At 48.6% G+C, this 17,567-nt stretch carries 20 protein-coding genes; 15 read left to right on the top strand and 5 right to left on the bottom strand.

All coding sequences use genetic code 11. The annotated features are described in order from the left end of the window. The first annotated feature begins 117 nt into the window (after nt 1–117). Genes O2S87_RS11275 through O2S87_RS11250 form a run of 6 tightly spaced genes read left to right on the top strand, consistent with a single transcriptional unit; the run spans nt 118 to nt 5,062 of the window. On the top strand, nt 118–909 hold the full coding sequence (locus O2S87_RS11275; RefSeq protein WP_475408891.1) for a hypothetical protein: 792 nt from the start codon (nt 118–120) through the stop codon (nt 907–909). Continuing rightward, nucleotides 906–1,163: a hypothetical protein gene (locus O2S87_RS11270; RefSeq protein WP_475408890.1), complete on the top strand. Its 258-nt coding sequence runs from the start codon at nt 906–908 to the stop codon at nt 1,161–1,163. The genes O2S87_RS11275 and O2S87_RS11270 overlap by 4 nt, the downstream gene beginning before the upstream one ends. Then, entirely contained in the window at nt 1,160–2,374 is a 1,215-nt protein-coding gene (locus tag O2S87_RS11265) for a ParB/RepB/Spo0J family partition protein (protein WP_475408889.1), read from the top strand. The genes O2S87_RS11270 and O2S87_RS11265 overlap by 4 nt, the downstream gene beginning before the upstream one ends. Nucleotides 2,375–2,377: 3 nt before the next feature. Further along, nucleotides 2,378–3,334: a ParB/RepB/Spo0J family partition protein gene (locus tag O2S87_RS11260; RefSeq protein WP_475408888.1), complete on the top strand. Its 957-nt coding sequence runs from the start codon at nt 2,378–2,380 to the stop codon at nt 3,332–3,334. A gap of 1 nt (nt 3,335) precedes the next feature. Continuing rightward, nucleotides 3,336–4,286, top strand: coding sequence for a recombinase family protein (locus O2S87_RS11255; protein ID WP_475408887.1), 951 nt, complete (start codon nt 3,336–3,338; stop codon nt 4,284–4,286). Beyond that, nucleotides 4,283–5,062, top strand: coding sequence for a transcription initiation factor IIB family protein (locus O2S87_RS11250; protein ID WP_475408886.1), 780 nt, complete (start codon nt 4,283–4,285; stop codon nt 5,060–5,062). The genes O2S87_RS11255 and O2S87_RS11250 overlap by 4 nt, the downstream gene beginning before the upstream one ends. Nucleotides 5,063–5,064: 2 nt before the next feature. Here the strand turns inward: O2S87_RS11250 and O2S87_RS11245 are convergent, their stop codons facing one another. Genes O2S87_RS11245 through O2S87_RS11235 form a run of 3 tightly spaced genes read right to left on the bottom strand, consistent with a single transcriptional unit; the run spans nt 5,065 to nt 7,858 of the window. Next, a complete protein-coding gene (locus O2S87_RS11245) occupies nt 5,065–6,699 on the bottom strand; it encodes a hypothetical protein (protein WP_475408885.1) in 1,635 nt (544 codons plus the stop codon). Further along, on the bottom strand, nt 6,700–7,050 hold the full coding sequence (locus tag O2S87_RS11240) for a hypothetical protein (protein WP_475408884.1): 351 nt from the start codon (nt 7,048–7,050) through the stop codon (nt 6,700–6,702). A 46-nt stretch (nt 7,051–7,096) separates the two neighbouring features. Continuing rightward, nucleotides 7,097–7,858: a SprT-like domain-containing protein gene (locus O2S87_RS11235; RefSeq protein WP_475408883.1), complete on the bottom strand. Its 762-nt coding sequence runs from the start codon at nt 7,856–7,858 to the stop codon at nt 7,097–7,099. Between the two features lie 190 nt (nt 7,859–8,048). On the opposite strand from O2S87_RS11235, the gene O2S87_RS11230 reads away from it, so the two are divergent. The 3 genes from O2S87_RS11230 (at nt 8,049) to O2S87_RS11220 (ending at nt 11,512) form a co-directional block, all read left to right on the top strand. After that, entirely contained in the window at nt 8,049–8,981 is a 933-nt protein-coding gene (locus O2S87_RS11230) for a replication factor A (protein ID WP_475408882.1), read from the top strand. A gap of 2 nt (nt 8,982–8,983) precedes the next feature. Further along, nucleotides 8,984–9,817 carry an RPA family protein gene (locus tag O2S87_RS11225; protein WP_475408881.1) on the top strand — a complete coding sequence of 278 codons (834 nt, stop codon included), beginning with the start codon at nt 8,984–8,986 and terminating at the stop codon, nt 9,815–9,817. A gap of 102 nt (nt 9,818–9,919) precedes the next feature. Further along, nucleotides 9,920–11,512 (top strand): hypothetical protein, encoded by a 1,593-nt coding sequence (locus O2S87_RS11220; protein ID WP_475408880.1) that lies wholly within the window; start codon nt 9,920–9,922, stop codon nt 11,510–11,512. A gap of 90 nt (nt 11,513–11,602) precedes the next feature. Here the strand turns inward: O2S87_RS11220 and O2S87_RS11215 are convergent, their stop codons facing one another. Continuing rightward, nucleotides 11,603–12,139: a hypothetical protein gene (locus O2S87_RS11215; protein WP_475408879.1), complete on the bottom strand. Its 537-nt coding sequence runs from the start codon at nt 12,137–12,139 to the stop codon at nt 11,603–11,605. A gap of 153 nt (nt 12,140–12,292) precedes the next feature. On the opposite strand from O2S87_RS11215, the gene O2S87_RS11210 reads away from it, so the two are divergent. Next, the gene (locus O2S87_RS11210; RefSeq protein WP_475408878.1) at nt 12,293–12,556 is read left to right on the top strand and encodes a DUF8081 domain-containing protein; all 264 of its coding nucleotides are present in this window, start codon (nt 12,293–12,295) and stop codon (nt 12,554–12,556) included. A gap of 325 nt (nt 12,557–12,881) precedes the next feature. Here O2S87_RS11210 and O2S87_RS11205 read toward each other — a convergent pair whose 3' ends face one another. Continuing rightward, nucleotides 12,882–13,439: a hypothetical protein gene (locus O2S87_RS11205; protein ID WP_475408877.1), complete on the bottom strand. Its 558-nt coding sequence runs from the start codon at nt 13,437–13,439 to the stop codon at nt 12,882–12,884. Nucleotides 13,440–13,551: 112 nt separating this feature from the next. On the opposite strand from O2S87_RS11205, the gene O2S87_RS11200 reads away from it, so the two are divergent. From O2S87_RS11200 to O2S87_RS11180, 5 genes are all read left to right on the top strand, one after another. Next, nucleotides 13,552–14,652 carry a tetratricopeptide repeat protein gene (locus O2S87_RS11200; RefSeq protein ID WP_475408876.1) on the top strand — a complete coding sequence of 367 codons (1,101 nt, stop codon included), beginning with the start codon at nt 13,552–13,554 and terminating at the stop codon, nt 14,650–14,652. A 217-nt stretch (nt 14,653–14,869) separates the two neighbouring features. After that, nucleotides 14,870–15,502, top strand: a complete 633-nt coding sequence (locus O2S87_RS11195) for a DUF7986 domain-containing protein (protein WP_475408875.1) — start codon at nt 14,870–14,872, stop codon at nt 15,500–15,502. A gap of 73 nt (nt 15,503–15,575) precedes the next feature. Continuing rightward, complete coding sequence (locus tag O2S87_RS11190) at nt 15,576–15,953, top strand: hypothetical protein (RefSeq protein ID WP_475408874.1); 378 nt, start codon at nt 15,576–15,578, stop codon at nt 15,951–15,953. 442 nt (nt 15,954–16,395) lie between these two features. After that, complete coding sequence (locus tag O2S87_RS11185) at nt 16,396–16,653, top strand: hypothetical protein (RefSeq protein WP_475408873.1); 258 nt, start codon at nt 16,396–16,398, stop codon at nt 16,651–16,653. Between the two features lie 246 nt (nt 16,654–16,899). Next, complete coding sequence (locus O2S87_RS11180; protein WP_475408872.1) at nt 16,900–17,430, top strand: HNH endonuclease signature motif containing protein; 531 nt, start codon at nt 16,900–16,902, stop codon at nt 17,428–17,430. The last annotated feature ends 137 nt before the right edge of the window (nt 17,431–17,567 follow it).

Genomic DNA, 17,567 nt, shown 5'->3' with positions numbered 1-17,567 from the left:
GCCGACTGTGCTGGGACAAACCAGCATGTCGACAGAGAAAGCAGCCGGACTTGAGAATTCCGGCATCGATAGACAGCACAGACCACAGATTACATCTCGAAAACGAGGAGTCAGCCTGTGAGCTCGACTCCACAGTCAGTCGACGGGCCACAGAAAGCGATTCAAATCCCGTCGTTGTTGACGAACTCCGCGCGAGCGATCCTAGAAGCCTTCGGTGAGGACATCGTTCAACTTCGCGCACACGGGAGTGTCGAGTCATCTAACCGAGCGATGATCAAGGACCTCCAAGTGTATGGGGTTTCTCGCGAACAGCGTACTCATCAGCGTATCACACTCGACTACGAACGCCTCGCCGGGAGTGACGGACCATCGAACCCGCTGACCGAAGATGCACGGCAAGATATCTTCGAAGAACTCGATGTGTTGCTTTCGACGGAGTCGACTGATGCTGATCCAGACTTGGCAGTTACTTCGTTCACTGCTCGAATCATCAGCGAGGAACTGCAGGAAGTCACTCCGGCGCAGACACCTGAGTTCGACCTCCGATTCGTTGCAGACCCAGCTGAGCAGGCTGTTCGCGAACCGACGAAGCGACTCAACATCGAACGCCAACTCTACAGCGAACTTGGATTCAAGATCACGAACCTCAACCTTCGGACGGTGACTGAGACGGCAACAATTCACCACCAGCAGTCAGATGGTCGGTATCTCAGCTGGGGTGGTCCAACCGACATTCGGCCTCGATCGCCCGATCGACTCGCCGTCCGGATCAACCAACACGTGCTACCGGACACCTACGGAATGCTCAAACCCTACTACGTTGCTGACGACCACGTTCTTGAACTCGAAGAGGAAGCTGCAGCAGAGATCGATCCACTCCTGACGGGTAGCAAGGGGGATGATCTATGAGCGGTATACAGTTCACGGTCGACCCGGATCAGGGAGAGGGATTCTACGTCGTTGTCGGCGAGGAGATCACCGTCTACGAGCAGTACGACGACGCAGTCAGCGAGATCCAGCACAAGATCGCTGGCGATACCGAGAGCTTCCTTGCAGCGGTCGACATCGAAAACACAGGGAGCGAGGATGTTGCGGTCACGCTCGAACAGGTTGGCTGGCAACAGATCATTCGTGATATGGCTGGGCTCACAGAGACCGCATGATTGAACGAACACAACTGCCAATCGAGTCGCTGACTCTGGATCCAGTCCAGTCACGTGAGCAGGCGTGGAGTGGTGATGAGGTCGACCGTCGGTTGGCGAACTCAATCGAGACGGATGGCCTGTTCCAGGACATTATGGTTCGGCCGCTCGAAGACATAGGAATCACGGAGGTGGATTCGTCTACCGGTGTGGAGTATGCGATTATCGCGGGATCGCGCCGCTACCACGCAGCGATGGAAGCCGGTCACGAGCACGTTCCGTGTAAGATCCTTCGAGCTGACGACCTTGATGCAGCTTGGATGTCGTTGAGTGAGAATACAGACCGTCGAGATCTCTCCGAACAAGAGATCGCCCAACAACTCAGCTTGATCTTTGAGTTGGTACGCCCGCTAGAGGAGCCATCGGACTGTCCGTGCTGTGGACATGCCGTCAAAGGCGAGACTGGCCTTCTACTGCATTGCTCGCAGACAGCGTGTGAACTCCCATTACCGACTCCAGAGGATGGAGACACACTCGCAGAACTGGGCGAAGATGGGCGATTTGGTACGGAAAAGCAAGCCTTACACTACGTTGCAGGCCGATTCCGAGGAAAGACAGATCAGTCAGCACTCAACTTAGTCAAGCGACACCTTCGGACAGCGAACTTACCGCCGCTGCTGCAGTCGTTGTTCAAGCATCCCGAAGAACGATCAGTCCAAGAAAAGACCGCGATGGATAACTATGGAATTGACTCAGATGCGCGCTTGGGAAGTGGTGACGGTGTCTCCGGGTCAGCACGTGCAGTGGTCTCGCTGCACAACACATTCAGTTCAGTGTTGGACTCCGAAGAGGTCGACCCGACAGATGCGGTCTTACAGGCTGTTGGGACGATCCAGTTTGACGAGATGTCCGAACAGGAGACTCGTCGGAGTCTTCATGAGTTTCGCCGTGAACTCACAGCAAACCTCGAGGAGGCTCCATCAGAATCACACGAGGAAATCTTCAGTGATACGCTTCAAAAGCAAGCAGAGAAACTTAGAGAGACGTACCAAGACATCGCAACAACGCGCCCGTTCAAGAACGTCGACGTGATGGGTCCAGAGACACAGCAACATAGCCGGTGGCACGCACGAGCAATGGCGGTCAGGAACTCGAAGAGTCACGCCGAGCTTGTTCGTGCCCTGTATCAAGAACGGCTCGAACAGTTGGCAGACAAGCAGGGGTGGGAGTGACCGATGAGTAGCACAATCAAGACGGTAGTTCCGGATCCAGAGTTGCTCCCTGATGAGGATCACACACTGGTGCCTATCGAGAAGTTAGTGCACGGTGAGCATGATCCTCGTCGAGTCCCACCTAAGAAGCGGCTCAGGCAGTCGATTAGCGGTTCAGGGATTAATCGCCCACTGATTGTTCGTCCTGACCCTACAGAGGACGTCTACCACATCATCGATGGCTGGCAGCGGTATCAGGCGGCGACTGATTGCGGGTGGGAAGTCCTGCCAGTGAAAATCTGTGGGACGCTGCTTGAAGCATTTGAGGAGACGAACTTAGCGAGCATGGGTCGACGAGAATGGACGATCTACGACCGGGCGCAGTTCTGTCGGTCGTTGTACGACGAGCTCAAGACGGAAGAGGATTCAAAGATGGCCGTAGCTCGACGAGTTAGTAGCCAGTTAGATCGTGACCCGAATGCGGTGCGGCGGTATGTGAACGTCCTTTCCCTGCCAGAAGTGATCCATCCGCTGTTGAGCAATGGCCCAGAGGGTACCGAAAAGCAGTGGGCGGTGTTGAAGAATTACAATCCGGATGTACGGCAGTACAGTGGGCTTTGGTGGCAGGTAGCAGATGTCTTGGCGACGAGACAATCAGAGGTCTCACAGGATCGCCTGATTGCCATTGCAGCACATGCTGTTGCGTTCAATGATCAAACTGATGCGAAAGAGTTCATTAAAATGGCCGTCGCTGACACCCAGCGACCCTTGGACATGATTCGTCGTGAGGTGCTCACTGGATACAATCACGATCAGTATCTGATCGTTCCACGAGTAGCGGTAAGACTCTCGCCTGAAGAAAAGCAAGCGATGATGGACCACTGTCATCAAAACCGAATCTCGCTGTCGGAAGTTGTGACCGAAGAAATCGAATCACTTGCTCAACAAGCCAGCGATGATCGTTCAGAGGAGGGGGTTTAGTTTGGATCGAAACAACCCCACCTCAGACAGTCCAATCAATGTAGAACAAGTCCCAACAGATTCGAATCCGGACGATTCAGTCTCACGAGCTGCGATCTATGCTCGTACATCTGTAAAGAAACCGGATAATCACTACTCGATTGATGAGCAAGTTCGACGTTGTTGGAAGCAGTGCAAGAAACAGAACTGGGATGTCGTCTTCGTCTTCACGGACGAAGCTGAATCTGGTCGGAACACGGAACGACCAGAGTTCCAGAAGATGCTTGAGAAGGCTAAGCAGGGTTGCTTCGATGTGGTCGTATTTTGGAAACTTGATCGATTTTGTCGCTCAGTCGTCGACTTGGTAAAAACAGAGGAGCAGCTCAACCAGTGTGAAGTGGCACTGCAGAGTGTGACAGAGTACATTGATACGGCCTCTCCGGTTGGCCGCTTCACCTTCCGCAACCTTGCATCTGCAGCTGAACTGGAAAGTGACCTCACATCCCAGCGTGTGCGGATGGGAATGCACGCAATGGCAAGGAAACATCGATGGCCAAACGATCATCCTCCGATCGGATACGAGTTGGCCTCCGACCAAACACTATCTATTCTCGATAGTGAAGCAGAGTTGGTCCAGAAAATCTTCAACGACTATATCGAGGCACGTTCGATGCCAGAGGTGGCGCACAGTCTCAATAAGAGTGGTATCACTACAAAACGGGGTGAGGACTGGAGCCGTTGGTCTGTCAGGAAAGTCCTCGCAAATGAACTCTACTGTGGCCAATACCAACTCGGTGATTACGAAGCCTATGTCGAAGACTATCGAATTGTGAGCGATGAGTTGTTTGAGACGGTCGCTGAGACTCGGTATCGGTTCAAATATTCTAAAGGAACTATGGATGGGGATCGAAAGCAAGCAAAGGTTGAGAAAGTTCTCGGAGAGTTCCGCTCCGCAAAGGGGGATTCAGAATGACTGGATCAAACGAGCAGCCATCAAGTTGTCCAGCCTGTGATACCGCTTCGCTTTCGTATCAAGAACATATTGAATCGTGGCTCTGCAATGAGTGTTCATATGTCGTAGACAGCGATTCGTTACTGACTGAAACCGGTGACACATCCGATTTAGTATACGATACTTTGGAGGTAGAGGAGTCAGAACCAGTCAACTGGGAATCACAGATCGCAGTGAGAGATAAATCAGAGGCAAACCTTGTCGACGCACTCTCACGAACAGAAGCTATCGGTGACGCATTATCGCTACCAGAGGAACAAGTGATTCGTTCCGCGGAGTTGGTCGCCAAAGCATGGGAAACAAACTTCATGCACGGCCGATCTTTGGAACGAACTATCGGTGCTGTAATTTATGCAGTCTCCCGTGAAGCAGATAGAGCCATTCCCGCAGCAATGATTGCTGAGGTGGTTGAGACTGATAAGGCATCGATCAAGCAGATGTTCCAGAAGCTGAATCGAGAATTAAATCTTGAGATTGGACCACCAACACCGGAACAGTTCACTGCAGTAATCTGTACAGGACTCGACTTACCCGGTGAAGTAGAGGTTACTGCTAGGGACGTTTTGAATCAAAGAGAATCAATAGGAGGTAATCCAGTCGGAGTTGCTGCAGCTGCGGTGTATATCTCTTGTGATCAAACAGATACAATCATTACCCTGAAAGAAATCGCACAGTTGATTGGACTGACAAAAGAAACAGTTTGGCGAAGAAAGTCGAAATTTAATTTTGAAGATTAGACTCAAACATCACTTTGCAATTCTCTACTTTTTCTAAGCGATTCCAATTGGTTGATTCGATGTTTGTCTGGTGGGGAATATAATGCCAATACAGGCATTGAGTAGAGTAAACGTGCGTACCCTTGCCAACCACCTTTGAAATGTGATCTAATTGTGGATTCGTCCCCACTGAAATTCATCGACCGTTTCTTCTCAAGACCTGATATTACGACTTCTGGCCCAACTTTCTTTGCGGCAAACTCGTCCGCATAGTATTCTTCATTATAAAATTCTGAAAAGTTTGTTGTCAAGAAAAATAATAGATGGCCAACTATAGGAATTTCAACTCTATCTTGATATTTGATCGAATCATGCTCAATGTGGTATATTTCATGGTGGCATATTGCCTTTATTTCGTCTTCAGTTAGCTCTTCTTGTAGCTGATTGTTTAGTACAATTTTTGGATCATCTTCAGATAACATTGGAAATGCTGCCGCACCGCTGGTCTCAGCAAACACAACCTGATAGCCTTCAACAAAAAATGCTATTTCAGTTGTACATATTTCATACTCTGTTGAATTTTTTTGTTGCCGCAGGTACCATACAGCGACCCAACTTATCATTACAATAACTAACGGCCAATAAACTAACACTTTTGCTAACATTGTCTCAACGGGAACTAATGGATGACCAACCAATTGTGAGATGAGGAGACTAATTGAACCTCCCACATAAACAAAGAATAGCAGTGATATCCCTATTCTCAGGTGTTTTTTGTCATTGATTCTTGTGGGCATTTTGTATATTTCAATACGATCTCGATTATCATATGGTGATTTATATATAAACAATAACACTAAAACACTGATAAGGTTTACAAGTAATAAATTTAAAATGCCTGAACTCATAACTGATGTAATTGCTGCTACGACTGGGTGAATAAGATCGGGTGTGAGAACTGTGAGTACTGTTGTATTCTGCTGAGATATTGTGGGTAATTGTGTGTATACTCCGAGATTAATGATTGGTAATGCAAATGGAAGTAAAATTAATCCAGTAAGAGCAACCACGTTGTTCGTTGCTGGATCTGATTGGTCTTGAAACATTAGAACTAAAGCTAATACAGATGTTGGAAAAACTACGGCAAGTATATTCATCTCTGGAAAAACTAGCGGTACTGTGATTATTGCCGCAGATATATTATTTAAATAGACAATCGGAGAAAAATATACTTGTTTTTGAAACGGTAGTGGCCTAAGTCTTGCTAATAAACTATATTTTTGTTTCTTTGGATGGAATTCTTTTGGTTGATCATCTGTTATTACATATGGGTAAATTGACAATATGTTTGCCATTGGAAATACACATAATATTAAAATCCAATCTGATATACTTAAATTAAAATTAATTAAAAATAGATACGAGCTAGCCAATAATATAGTTATTGTGCAAAATACATATCGTAGCTTTGCAATATAATATTCTGTGAATTCTTTTCCTTCATTAGGGACGATATATATTTTTCTCCCCATTTTATCGTCTTCTATAATAAATATGCGATTATTCTCATCGGTGTGACTATAATCACATTCTTTTTTCAAACTCGACTTTATGTCGAGATTATTTTGAAGTTGGTATTTGATCTCGTAGATCTTCATTCAGAAATGTGGATATCTTGGAAAAGAATTAAATGAATCGTGATCTGCAGTTAAGATCGCTCGGTTCACTTTTTCTAATGTCCAAACAAAAACAGCAGGCTTCTCTTCTTCAATCCCTTTTGGGGTAGTGAAATAGATATCATCACCCTTCGAAATATTGAATATATCTCTTACATCTTCGGCTATGACGATACTCTTGTTATCGTTATGAATCCCTAATAAATCAACTAATTTTGAGTTTTCTTCTGTCAATATCTCTGTAGAAATTATTGCATCATTGTTTTGTTGGTCAATATTCCAGTAGATGTCTTTTTGCTCAAACTTCTTCTTTGGGTAAAGAACCTTTATCACATCCTCTGGCAGAGATACTCTGGATGGTCAGGACTAAACGGACGGGTTACAAATCACTGTATGTAATAACATCGTTGTTCCTATCGCGTACTGCTACCTCTAAAGAGCCACAGTCTCGACACATGGTTTCTCCCCGGGCAACTCGTCGCACAGTTTTACACATCTGTCGTCTCCCTCCAATAAGTCCGCAGTTCTCACAGTAGAATCGATATCGAAGATCGTTTTCATCAAATGATTTGTCCCGCCACTCTGGAACCTCTTCGAGAACGCCGTTCGGACCCTCGACACGGAGAGAACTCTCACATTCACCACAAACTAGATTTTCTTGGATTGCGCGCTGGACGGCCTTGCTCCAGCGGTGACGGCCACCGATGAAGCCGCATCCTTGGGTACAGTAGAATCTGTATTTATGATCTTCTGGTTGGATTTCGTAGTGTGTGCTGCACCGCCCAGATAGGTTCAGAGGATCTACCCATCGTGAAAAGGAGTCACCGTGGCCTACCTCGACATCTGGTGTTTGCTGCTGATAGGCGTGGACGAGTTCATGACGAATAGTCTCCTGTATAGCCTCAAAGCCTGCACGGTTGTATGTTTTCGCAGCAAGACGAATCGTACTGTTTCCAGTACCGTCGGGCGAACAGACCCCGTGTTGCCGCTGCATGCGAGTGCTGGTTTCGAACGTCACACGATTGAGGTCAACGTGATCTGGAGTAAGATCCCACTTCTCACCGAAGATTACTGTGTTCGCGTACTGTCGAGCACGTTCTGATAGTTCATGTGAATCGCCGAGATGGCCAACTGAAGGCATATATTACTCACCGTTAGGTGGTCGAGAAACAAAGTTAGTCTGGATATCGGTGCACTCGAAGGCAGATGTCATTCGAAGAAATACCTCTACGGCACTTTCAGTTTCACCGAGCAAGGCATACATTTTATTCACTGGCGAGCGGGTAGACTACTACGCTCACCGTCCGAAGAGCAAGTGTGAGTACATCCATATGACAGACTCAGACCTAACTCAAGAGGCTGAAACCATCTACGATCAACTCCCAACGGAGATTGAAATTCAACAAGCCGACATTGAGGACCAACTCAAGACACTAGTCACGGAATACCAGGTTCCACTTGATGAAGCTCGACGGAGTGTAACAAACAATCTCACTGCGAACACAGATGTCGAAGCCAGTGATTTCACTCCTGAGGATCAGGCTGTTGATGTCGAGTCGATAACTGAGGCCGAACAGTGGGTTGATATCACCGCCAAGGTGGTCCAACTTTGGGAACCCCGAAGCGACGCAATTGGCCAAGTTGGATTACTCGGTGACGAAACTGGTCGGATCAAGTTCACTGCGTGGGCAAAATCAGATCTTCCATCACTCGACGAAGGTCATGTCTATCAACTCGAAAATGTCGTGACAGATGAATACGAAGGACAGTACTCTGTCAAACTCAATAGCTCCACGACAATTACGGAAGTAGATACTGATATTGAGGTCGGTGATAACACAACTGAGTTCACTGGCGCAATTGTTGATATCCAAGGCGGTAGTGGCTTGATTAAACGATGTCCGACCGATGACTGCACCTATGTACTGAAAAATGGACGCTGCTCGGAACACGGTGAAGTCGACGGGGAGTTTGATCTGCGAACCAAAGCTGTCTTCGATGATGGGGAGACGACCCAAGATGTGCTGTTCGACAGAGAGACAACTGAATCACTTGCTGGGTTCACATTAGAAGAAGCCCAAACCATGGCGAAGGATGCGCTGGATACCAGTGTCATCGCTGACAAGATCACTGACAAAATCATCGGCCAGTACTATCGGGTTACTGGACCGATCCTCGGTCAGTACTTGTTAGTCAATGAGTTCGAACAGGTAGGTAAGGTCGAGGATCCAACTGAGATACTGTTGCGAGCGAGGGCACTCTAATCATGAGTCAGAATCAATCTGACCAATCAGCTGGTCGTGAAGTCGCCCGTCGGGTGTTCGCTACAGAATTCAACGACGCAACCTACACGTTTCAGGAATCCGATGAAGATCGCGCCCCTGTGTATGCATTGCTACCGACAGGTGAGAAGGCCAATCGGGTGTTTATTATCGGGACCCTAACCGAGACAAACAATGTCGGGGATGATGAGGACTACTGGCAAGGTCGCATAGTGGATCCGACAGGGACTGTATTTGCATACGCTGGACAGTATCAACCTGAGGCAGCAGCATTTCTGCGGGATATAGAGCCACCGGCTTTTGTGGCTATCGTCGGCAAACCACGGAGCTACGAAACTGATCAGGGAATGGTCAACGTCTCACTGCGGCCCGAGCACATTACGGAAGTCGATAAGCAGGCTCGACACCGGTGGGTGAGCGAAACAGCGAGCCGAACGTTGGATCGGATCGAAGGCTTCGATACAGAAAATAGTCCATACGCGCGCATGGCGCGGGAGCAGTACGGTGGGAACATCGAACAGTATCGCCAACAAGTCATTGAGGCTCTCAAAACTCTGGACGACGTGAGTACACAAGAAGACGAGACCGGAGCGACAGCCCCGACAACGGATGAGGATGACACACCCACAGCGAATACCGAAGAGATTGAGACCGTTTCTGGGAGTTCCCAAACAGCCTCTTCACGACTAAGTGGAGATCACGTAGACGACGATACTATGGATGCTTCAGACCAGAGTAGTGAGAGCCAGGATGATGAAGGTGGAGAGAACCCAGAGCGTAGTGACGACGAATTAAACGAGTTCGACCCCGAAATTTGACCCACTCATTAACGAAGTGCATTCGTTTTTTCGAAGCCTGTCGGTAGAAACCAATCAAGTTATCCCCGGATAATTTTTGTCTTGGCTGGCTGGACATCCTGTATGGTCAATACTGCCTCTCTTCCTCACCGGCCATTAACTGAGGAAGAACTTGAGGATCTCGTGGAGACGCAGAGTGTCGAATGCCCACTGGCCTTCCACTCGTACTGTATCCACTGTGAGACCGAAGGGGTCGTCGACGCACTCATTCGAGATGGTCGCAAAGTCTATGCACTGCACCATGGCTGGGACGAGTGGGAACTCACAACACTTGAGGAAGATATGGACCCCGAAATGTTCCGGATGATGGTCTCACAACTCGATCCGGCGATGCTCCGACAGTTCGGTGGTGATCAACTCCCGGATGTCGAAACCGATGTTGAAGCCAATCTCGACTTCGATCTGATCGGCGACGATGGGAGCTTTGACTCACTTCCTACAGAAAGTATGGACGTACCCAAGGCTGAAGATATTGATCTACCCGATGGACCATCGTTACGCGAGCTGGTCGACGAGGAGACACAACAACAACTGGATGACCAACTCCAAGAGATTATGGATGCGCATCTCGACTCGCTGAACGATGACGAGATTGAAGCCATCTTTGGACAGGAAGGCGGTCCGACGCCGGAGGAACTGACTGAACTACTCACTCCGGAACTCATGGAAGAACTCAACACGGCAATAGAGACGACACTCGAGGACGTCCATCTCGAAGAATTCACTATCGACGGCGGTGTCGGAACTGAAACCGACTTTCCGATGATGCTTGACATAGAAAGCGAGAATCGATTTCTCGATTTGTACGCTCATTTGCTCGTCTATGTCAACGATAGGTTCGATGTAATCGGGGATATCGAGACAGTCGACGACATCCCCGAGCGGGATATTAGTGAGCTCTTGCCGATCCGCGAGCATCTCTACGAAGAAGACACAGTCGAGATTCTCGAAGCGTTCGTTGAGGAAAACCCAGCCGATCTCTCTACGGGCGATCTCCAGACGGTTGCAGACTGGACTGACTACGAGTACGGTCAGTTCGTGGTAGTCCGGCACCTCTCGGAATACGCAGTGTTCCTGGACTGGAACGACCCACCACGAGCTTTCGGTGTCAAGGCAGTTCGTGTGGGGTTCGGCGAGATCTGGCCTGAGGAGAGACTCCCAATATTTCTTACGAATGTCGCGCTGCTGCCGTTTGAGGACCACATCGTGACTGACGGGTGGTTGCCACTCCAGCGGATAGTCGCCGGTGGAAATCTGAGTACTGACATTGACGATAGCTACGAGGAAGCCAAACACCGATTCGGGATCATCGAAACGCTGCCAGCTTCTGAGGAATCAGAGAAATCAGACGCCGAACAGCTCCGATTTTATATGAAAAACAAGCGGAATCGGGAGCGATACGCCGCTGAGATCACTGAACTCAAAAACAAGAATCTGGATCTCGAACGAATCTACCACCAGGAGATGGGAAAAGCCCGGGCCCGAAGCTTGGGACGGGAACTCCGGGAGACAGATCTCAAGGAAGCGTACTTTGCGATTTACGACGACCGTATCATCGCCAGTGGCACCTCAGAAGAGGAAGTCCAAGAGATTCTGGCCAAGATTTTGCCAGACGGCAAAGAGACACACCCCTATATCTATCATTACGACCCATGACGAATTAAGATTAGTTCACATATAGCTCAAATATAACTTCGGCATACAGCAATCCGACCTGTTTCCGTTATTGAATTTGGACGGTGCGACTTAGCCAAGACCAGCCCTTGAACGTAGTTCATCTACCAGTAGCTGGACAATCTCTTCTTGTTGAGTGGCAGGAACTGGACGACCATGCACCTCGGCAAACTTGTCTTCCCAGTGGTTAATCCAGGATCTGAAGGCCTCTTCGAATGCGTTTTCAGAGTTTTCGGCTCTTTTGATCGCTTCAATTTGATCTTCAACAGCGTGGCTGATCCCGTCTGCGTCTAACTCCGCTTCAATTACCAAGTGGGGAGTGAACTCAAAGGTTGAATGCATCTCTTCTATACTCCATGTTTTGTCATCAAGTGTCAGTTGATAGGCCGTCGTCACATGGAACCGAGCAGGCGACTGGTGGCGTCCAGGCTGGCTATCTGAAAGGTACATTGTTGGGTGCCGCTCAAGCCGAAATCCGAGATATTTGCCATTCTCAATGTGAAAGTGTGTTCCCCGGGTACGGATTTTCTCAATTGTCGACCCATCGTCAGGAAGTGTGACATCCTGTTCGGTCAGAATAGAAAGGACTCGTTGTTTTGCAGTGGTCATAGCTGATTAGAGTGAGGACTACACTCAAGAGTATTTTCACAATCGCATCTGGGGCGAACAGACACCATGTTGCCGCTGCATACGAGTGGTAGGTTGGATACATTCGGTGGTCGTGACCGCGATTTGAAGGCTCTCCGTCGCAAATATCCACTCATGGCCGACCGCTACCTTGTCGAACTCAAAGATTCTGTCTTCCGAGAGACACCACAGAACCAAGGTGATTTTGAAGATGACCGTCAACTCACGTTTCGGTCAGAAGACGACGCAGAGGCGTGGATAGCGGAGCAGAACAAGTCCCACTCGGAGTTGGGAGAACTGTCTCTCCATACTGCCCACCCAAATGACAACTCTGGGGTTGACGCATACGTGGTGTTCAAGCCTGCGCGAGGGATGTGGGTGCCTGATCCGGACGCATAACGACTACTCGGTGTTGCCACATATCCCACGCGCGGCGAGTTCACGACCAGCAAGAACATCTTTGTCGCACTCGTGTCGGCCTGACAGTCCTTGCAGAACACCAGTTGTCGTCAATTGAGTGTGCGCTACATACTTCGGTCGTCTCATCGCCTCAGAGCCTACAGCGCATATCTGGTATCTCAGCGGGCCAACAACCGAACCGGCATATCACCATCGCCAGCGGTGACACCGACCCCATAGTAGTGGTCATTGCGTTCTACGACACGAAGTGCTGATTCCGTAGTCGACCTAAAACTGCTATCGATTCTGCACATGAACATCTCCTTTAATCATTTTTGGCACTTTCTACAACCTTTTTTGCGGCTTCAATTATTTTCTCAGAATCTGGGTTACCAATATTTCGAATCACCTCGCCTTTGTAATCAATTGAAGCACGCATATAGTACACATCCGTGTGAATAGAGATTTCGTCGTCAAGATCGATTTGTTCGTAGGAGGTGGCTGAGACCACATAATCAGCATTACGTATACTTTCTGCGGTTGCCTCGGCAGTTTTATCCCTTGCACCTGGATTAGCCAACTTCGGAATGTGGTTGGCTACTAAATCGGAGACGGCATCGATGATTGATGTGTGGTCAGATGTGACGAAATAAATACAGTCTTCGTATTCGTACGACCAAATATCGATTTTGACACCAATCGTTCGATTTCCTTGAGATATGGTAACATCAGTAACATCGAATCTCTTACGCAGTTCTCGTACCTTTTTTCTAGCCTGTTCGATGTTTTCACCCTCAATATCTGTTTCTATATTTTTCAATTCTTCTGCTATTTTTTGTCTATCTACTCTCATATTATTTGAATCCAAGTTGTGTTCAGTCAAATTTTTCTATTCAACATCGGGTTAGAGGAAGTGCCTACTTGGACGTAGTGTGAAACTGGCGGCACCTCACTGTGGAGGCACCATCTCTTCTAGAGAGTACATGAACCAATGAGTGTTTCAAACCGTCTCACTAAACAGTAAACTAATGTCTGACTGCCCGTACTGTAATCAGTCATTTCCCAACGAATCAGGTATACGCGAACACCTGTATGAATATCACGAGCGGAACGAATTGACTCGTATCGATACCAAACGCGTCGAACAGTACATCAAAGAACACGGACTTGACCAAGGTGAAGACGAAGACGACGAAATTACCCTTCCCTCTCGTCAGCCAAATATCGACATCGATCGACTGCTCTCCTTCTCAGATCCTCAAGTTGACGTGAGAGTCTCGGGCGAACAATGGGAAATACGGGAAGTTCGTGACCTTCCAACTGGAGAAATTGTTGAGAAACTCAATAGATTCGGCATCGAAATCACCAAATCGGTGTTTCAAAAAGAGGCCGAAGACTTCTACTCTGCAAGCGATCTTGCGGACCAGTGGTTCGAACAACGTGATGTGACCGCGACTGGCCATGACGAGGACTTCGTCTGGATGGCCGCAATCGTTCTCTGGGAACGGTGGATGCCAGACGAGCCAAACATTGAACGTATCAATGAGCTCATCAGGGAGAGTGGTGATCTCATCGAACAGTGGCAACTGAAAGAGGGCTGTGAGAAACGTCTCCAGATGTGGGAGATGTTAATCGAACTGCTCCCTGAGAATATCACCTCAATCAGTAAGGCCGACGAGGAGTATGCGCGAGGATATTCGTTTACAAAGGTATGTGAGCATCTAGAAATGGAACTAGGGAATGCAGCCATCAACGATCCCAGCCTCTATGAGGCACGCATCGAGTTCTGCCGAGAATTCCTCAACTGCTTCCCGGACTCATCGACCAGTGTCTGCCGGAATATGGGTCACGCTATCGCCGAATCGCTTGCTGGACTCGGTCGTGTCAAAGAAAGCGAACAGGAATTCCAGGCAATTATCGACGAGCATCCAAACGATGTCTGGGCATATGTTAAATGGGGCGATATCTATCAGTATGATCGGTTTGAGCATGTCCCCACTGACCCTGATCGAGCGAAGGAACTCTACGAAAGGGCACTCAAACACGATATACCGGACCGGACGGCAGTCGAACAACGGTTAGAAAACCTTTCATAGACGTGAACCGGGTCCAGCAGCGAGAACCGTGACCCGGAAATCCGAAATGGGGTTGCTGGACCGCCTACAGAAGTGCCGAGAGAAACACCTCGTGACGTACTCATCGAGAACAAACGTATCCACCTTCGATCCCTGACTATCACGTAACGGCCACAGAAACGGGCATTGTATCGAAGCATTCTTTCGCTCGCTTCATATACGCTCGAACCAGACAGCCGTGAGCAGACTCGATACCTACCGCCAGTACCGCGATGTCGGTCCGGACCTCAACACGGATATCTTCAGCGCGGAACTGGATCACGACGAGATTATGGACTCCGCCGCGGTTCTCGGCATCGATACCGACGGCAACGAGGTGCACTACGACGATGAAGAGCAGGCCATCACCCACATGGATTTCGCGTTGAATGACTATCAGATCGACGGACAAACAGCCGTCGAACGCTATCGAGATGCCCAAGCGTACGAGTCCGAGGTCGAACGCGACATTCTTGATCATCTGGTTCAGGCAGAGACATCCCTGTTCAAACTCACATCTGTCGACCCTACAGAAAGCCAACTCGTTCTAACCGACCTGCTCACCGGTGACGAGGAGATCACAGTCACCGACATCAACTTTAGCAAGTCGGCAACACCGGGCCTCCTACTGTTCTTCCGTCTTGTCCCCTGTGAGCAGTTTAATATGACCTCTGGCATCTCGATGCCATTTCCTGGTCAGGTCGAAGGACATCTTCTTTCTGTCCTTGAGCAGATCAACGAGAAAGTTACGTCTCACCACCAAGATGTTATTCGATTTCGGACGTTCTTCGAAATGTACCGCAAGTACGGATATGACGCCACGTATGTCTGATGTTGATAACAGCGACAGTGATCGGCCAGACGTGTCGCCAATTTTCGCCTCCCCTGCTGTTCAGGTGCTACATATGTACATCTTCATCTGGGGAATCGCGTCACTCATCACCGCCGCTCTCTCGCCAGGATTGATCGCCACACTGCCCATCGTGGGATCTATTCCGACGGTCGCCTCTGGCCTCCTCATGATCGTTGGTGGACTCGCATTGCTGTCTGCTCGGTTGTTCCGCTCGGTTCTACTTCTTTTTCTGGTCATGATCTGGGGAATCATGATGATGATTGGGAGTTTCACCATGTCTGTCCAGTGGGCGGTTCCATACACTGCCGGACTCGCGGCGATCTCGATGACTGCAGCTCATCTGGTACTCGTTGTCGCTCTCTTGCATAATATCGCTGTCTATCTTGGTCCTCCTGAATATCTCGAAGCTAAACTCCATCCCGACCAGTAGGGGCTGCTAACAGAACTGACACGACATCGCAATCAAAGGGATATATTACCGTCTCTCGTCAACGACAAAATATGACCGACGGACAGTGCTACCTATGTGGGGAAACGTACACGAAACGAGAGATGAACCGCCATCTCCGGTCTTGTCTCCCCACAGGAGGGTATTATTTTTCGAACGAGAGAGATTGATACTGTCGGCTGAATAGGATACAGATCAATAACGGGGTGTGTCTTCACTTTGAACATGGGGTATGAGATAACAGCGGAAACTCGGTGTGTATTTCACTCGGTATATGGGTGTGTCGTAAACGAGTTAAGCACGGTTCTGTGCGAGATACGCGCGATCTATCTTGCACGGCACGCCGTGACAGAAACCCAACGATACGATAGCTATCTAGGTAAGATCCCCTTGGATTTATTAGAGTTATAAAAAATGTCACTCTATGGGAGACCGGAAACCGATGTTCCAAGGTGAGATCAATGCCGAGATTCTTGACACTTCAATAGAGACTCCCTCCTCGAAAGGGTTTGTGAAAATCAACGACTGGACGCAGTATCACAACCATGCAGTGGTATTTGACCACTTCGCTGAGGGTGGGCAACTCAAAACCACTCATTATGATGGACAAAAAAGAAACAACAGCAGAACTTTGTTCAAAAAGACGGTCGTATTAATGTTGGAACCGAAGAGTGGCAAATAAAGAAACTCCTCGTTGTGGTCCTTGACAAGAAAGTCTCCAAAGAGGAATAAAATCGGATTGCTATGCTCAATCGATTCTGATCGTTGTCTCGGTGTTCATCCAATAGATGAAAATCACCGAGTGACAGATTCACGCAATCTATCTTGCACAGCACGTTCCAACAGAATATAGACATATTAGCCCACTATCAGTGACAATACGTTTTGAAATTCATCAGGGCACACACCACGCTTGCACGTGGATCTGGTGTACCAGACACCAGTTTTCTATTCGAGCCAGAAGTTATTTTTACTACACATTATGATTAACAAGGTGATGACAGCGACACATCGGAAACGCTGTTTCGAACAAACTGATCCCGTCTGTCTCTGCTGTGGAGCTGACTCTTCACTCGATATCCACCATGTCGATGGCAATCCTACAAACGATGAACTCCATAATTTAGTCGTCTTGTGTAAGTCCTGCCATCGGAAGGTCCACAGCAAACAGCGCGACAACACCACCATGTCTATCTTAGTCGATCAGCTGGGCGAAGTCAGAGTTCCAGAATTGGACCCGCAAGACTTCGACGATGTTGCCTCTTCAGCTACCCTCACCACCAAAGAAACTGCTCCTGGACAGAAATATTATTACTGGCAATGGAATGAAAACGGTACTGTACACTCCAAATACGCCGCACCTGTCGACGACTGTTCTCTCGAATATATTCCTCCAACACATAAACAAACCACCCTCTTAGACTGGTGTTTCACCCACGGCTCTTACCGAAGACAGTGAAACAGCGTGAGTATCATGGCATCCCGCTGAATGCGTCTGTGTGTGAACAACCAAACCGCATTCGGCGGGATGCTTCAGCATCTTGTTGAGCTCACATCAATAGTGTTGCGGCCAGAGCCGCTCGATGCCGAGATCGA

This window comes from Halohasta sp. A2, from assembly GCF_056175805.1.
Note: the sequence above shows the minus strand (reverse complement) of the source record. Positions and strands in the feature narration are given on the sequence as shown.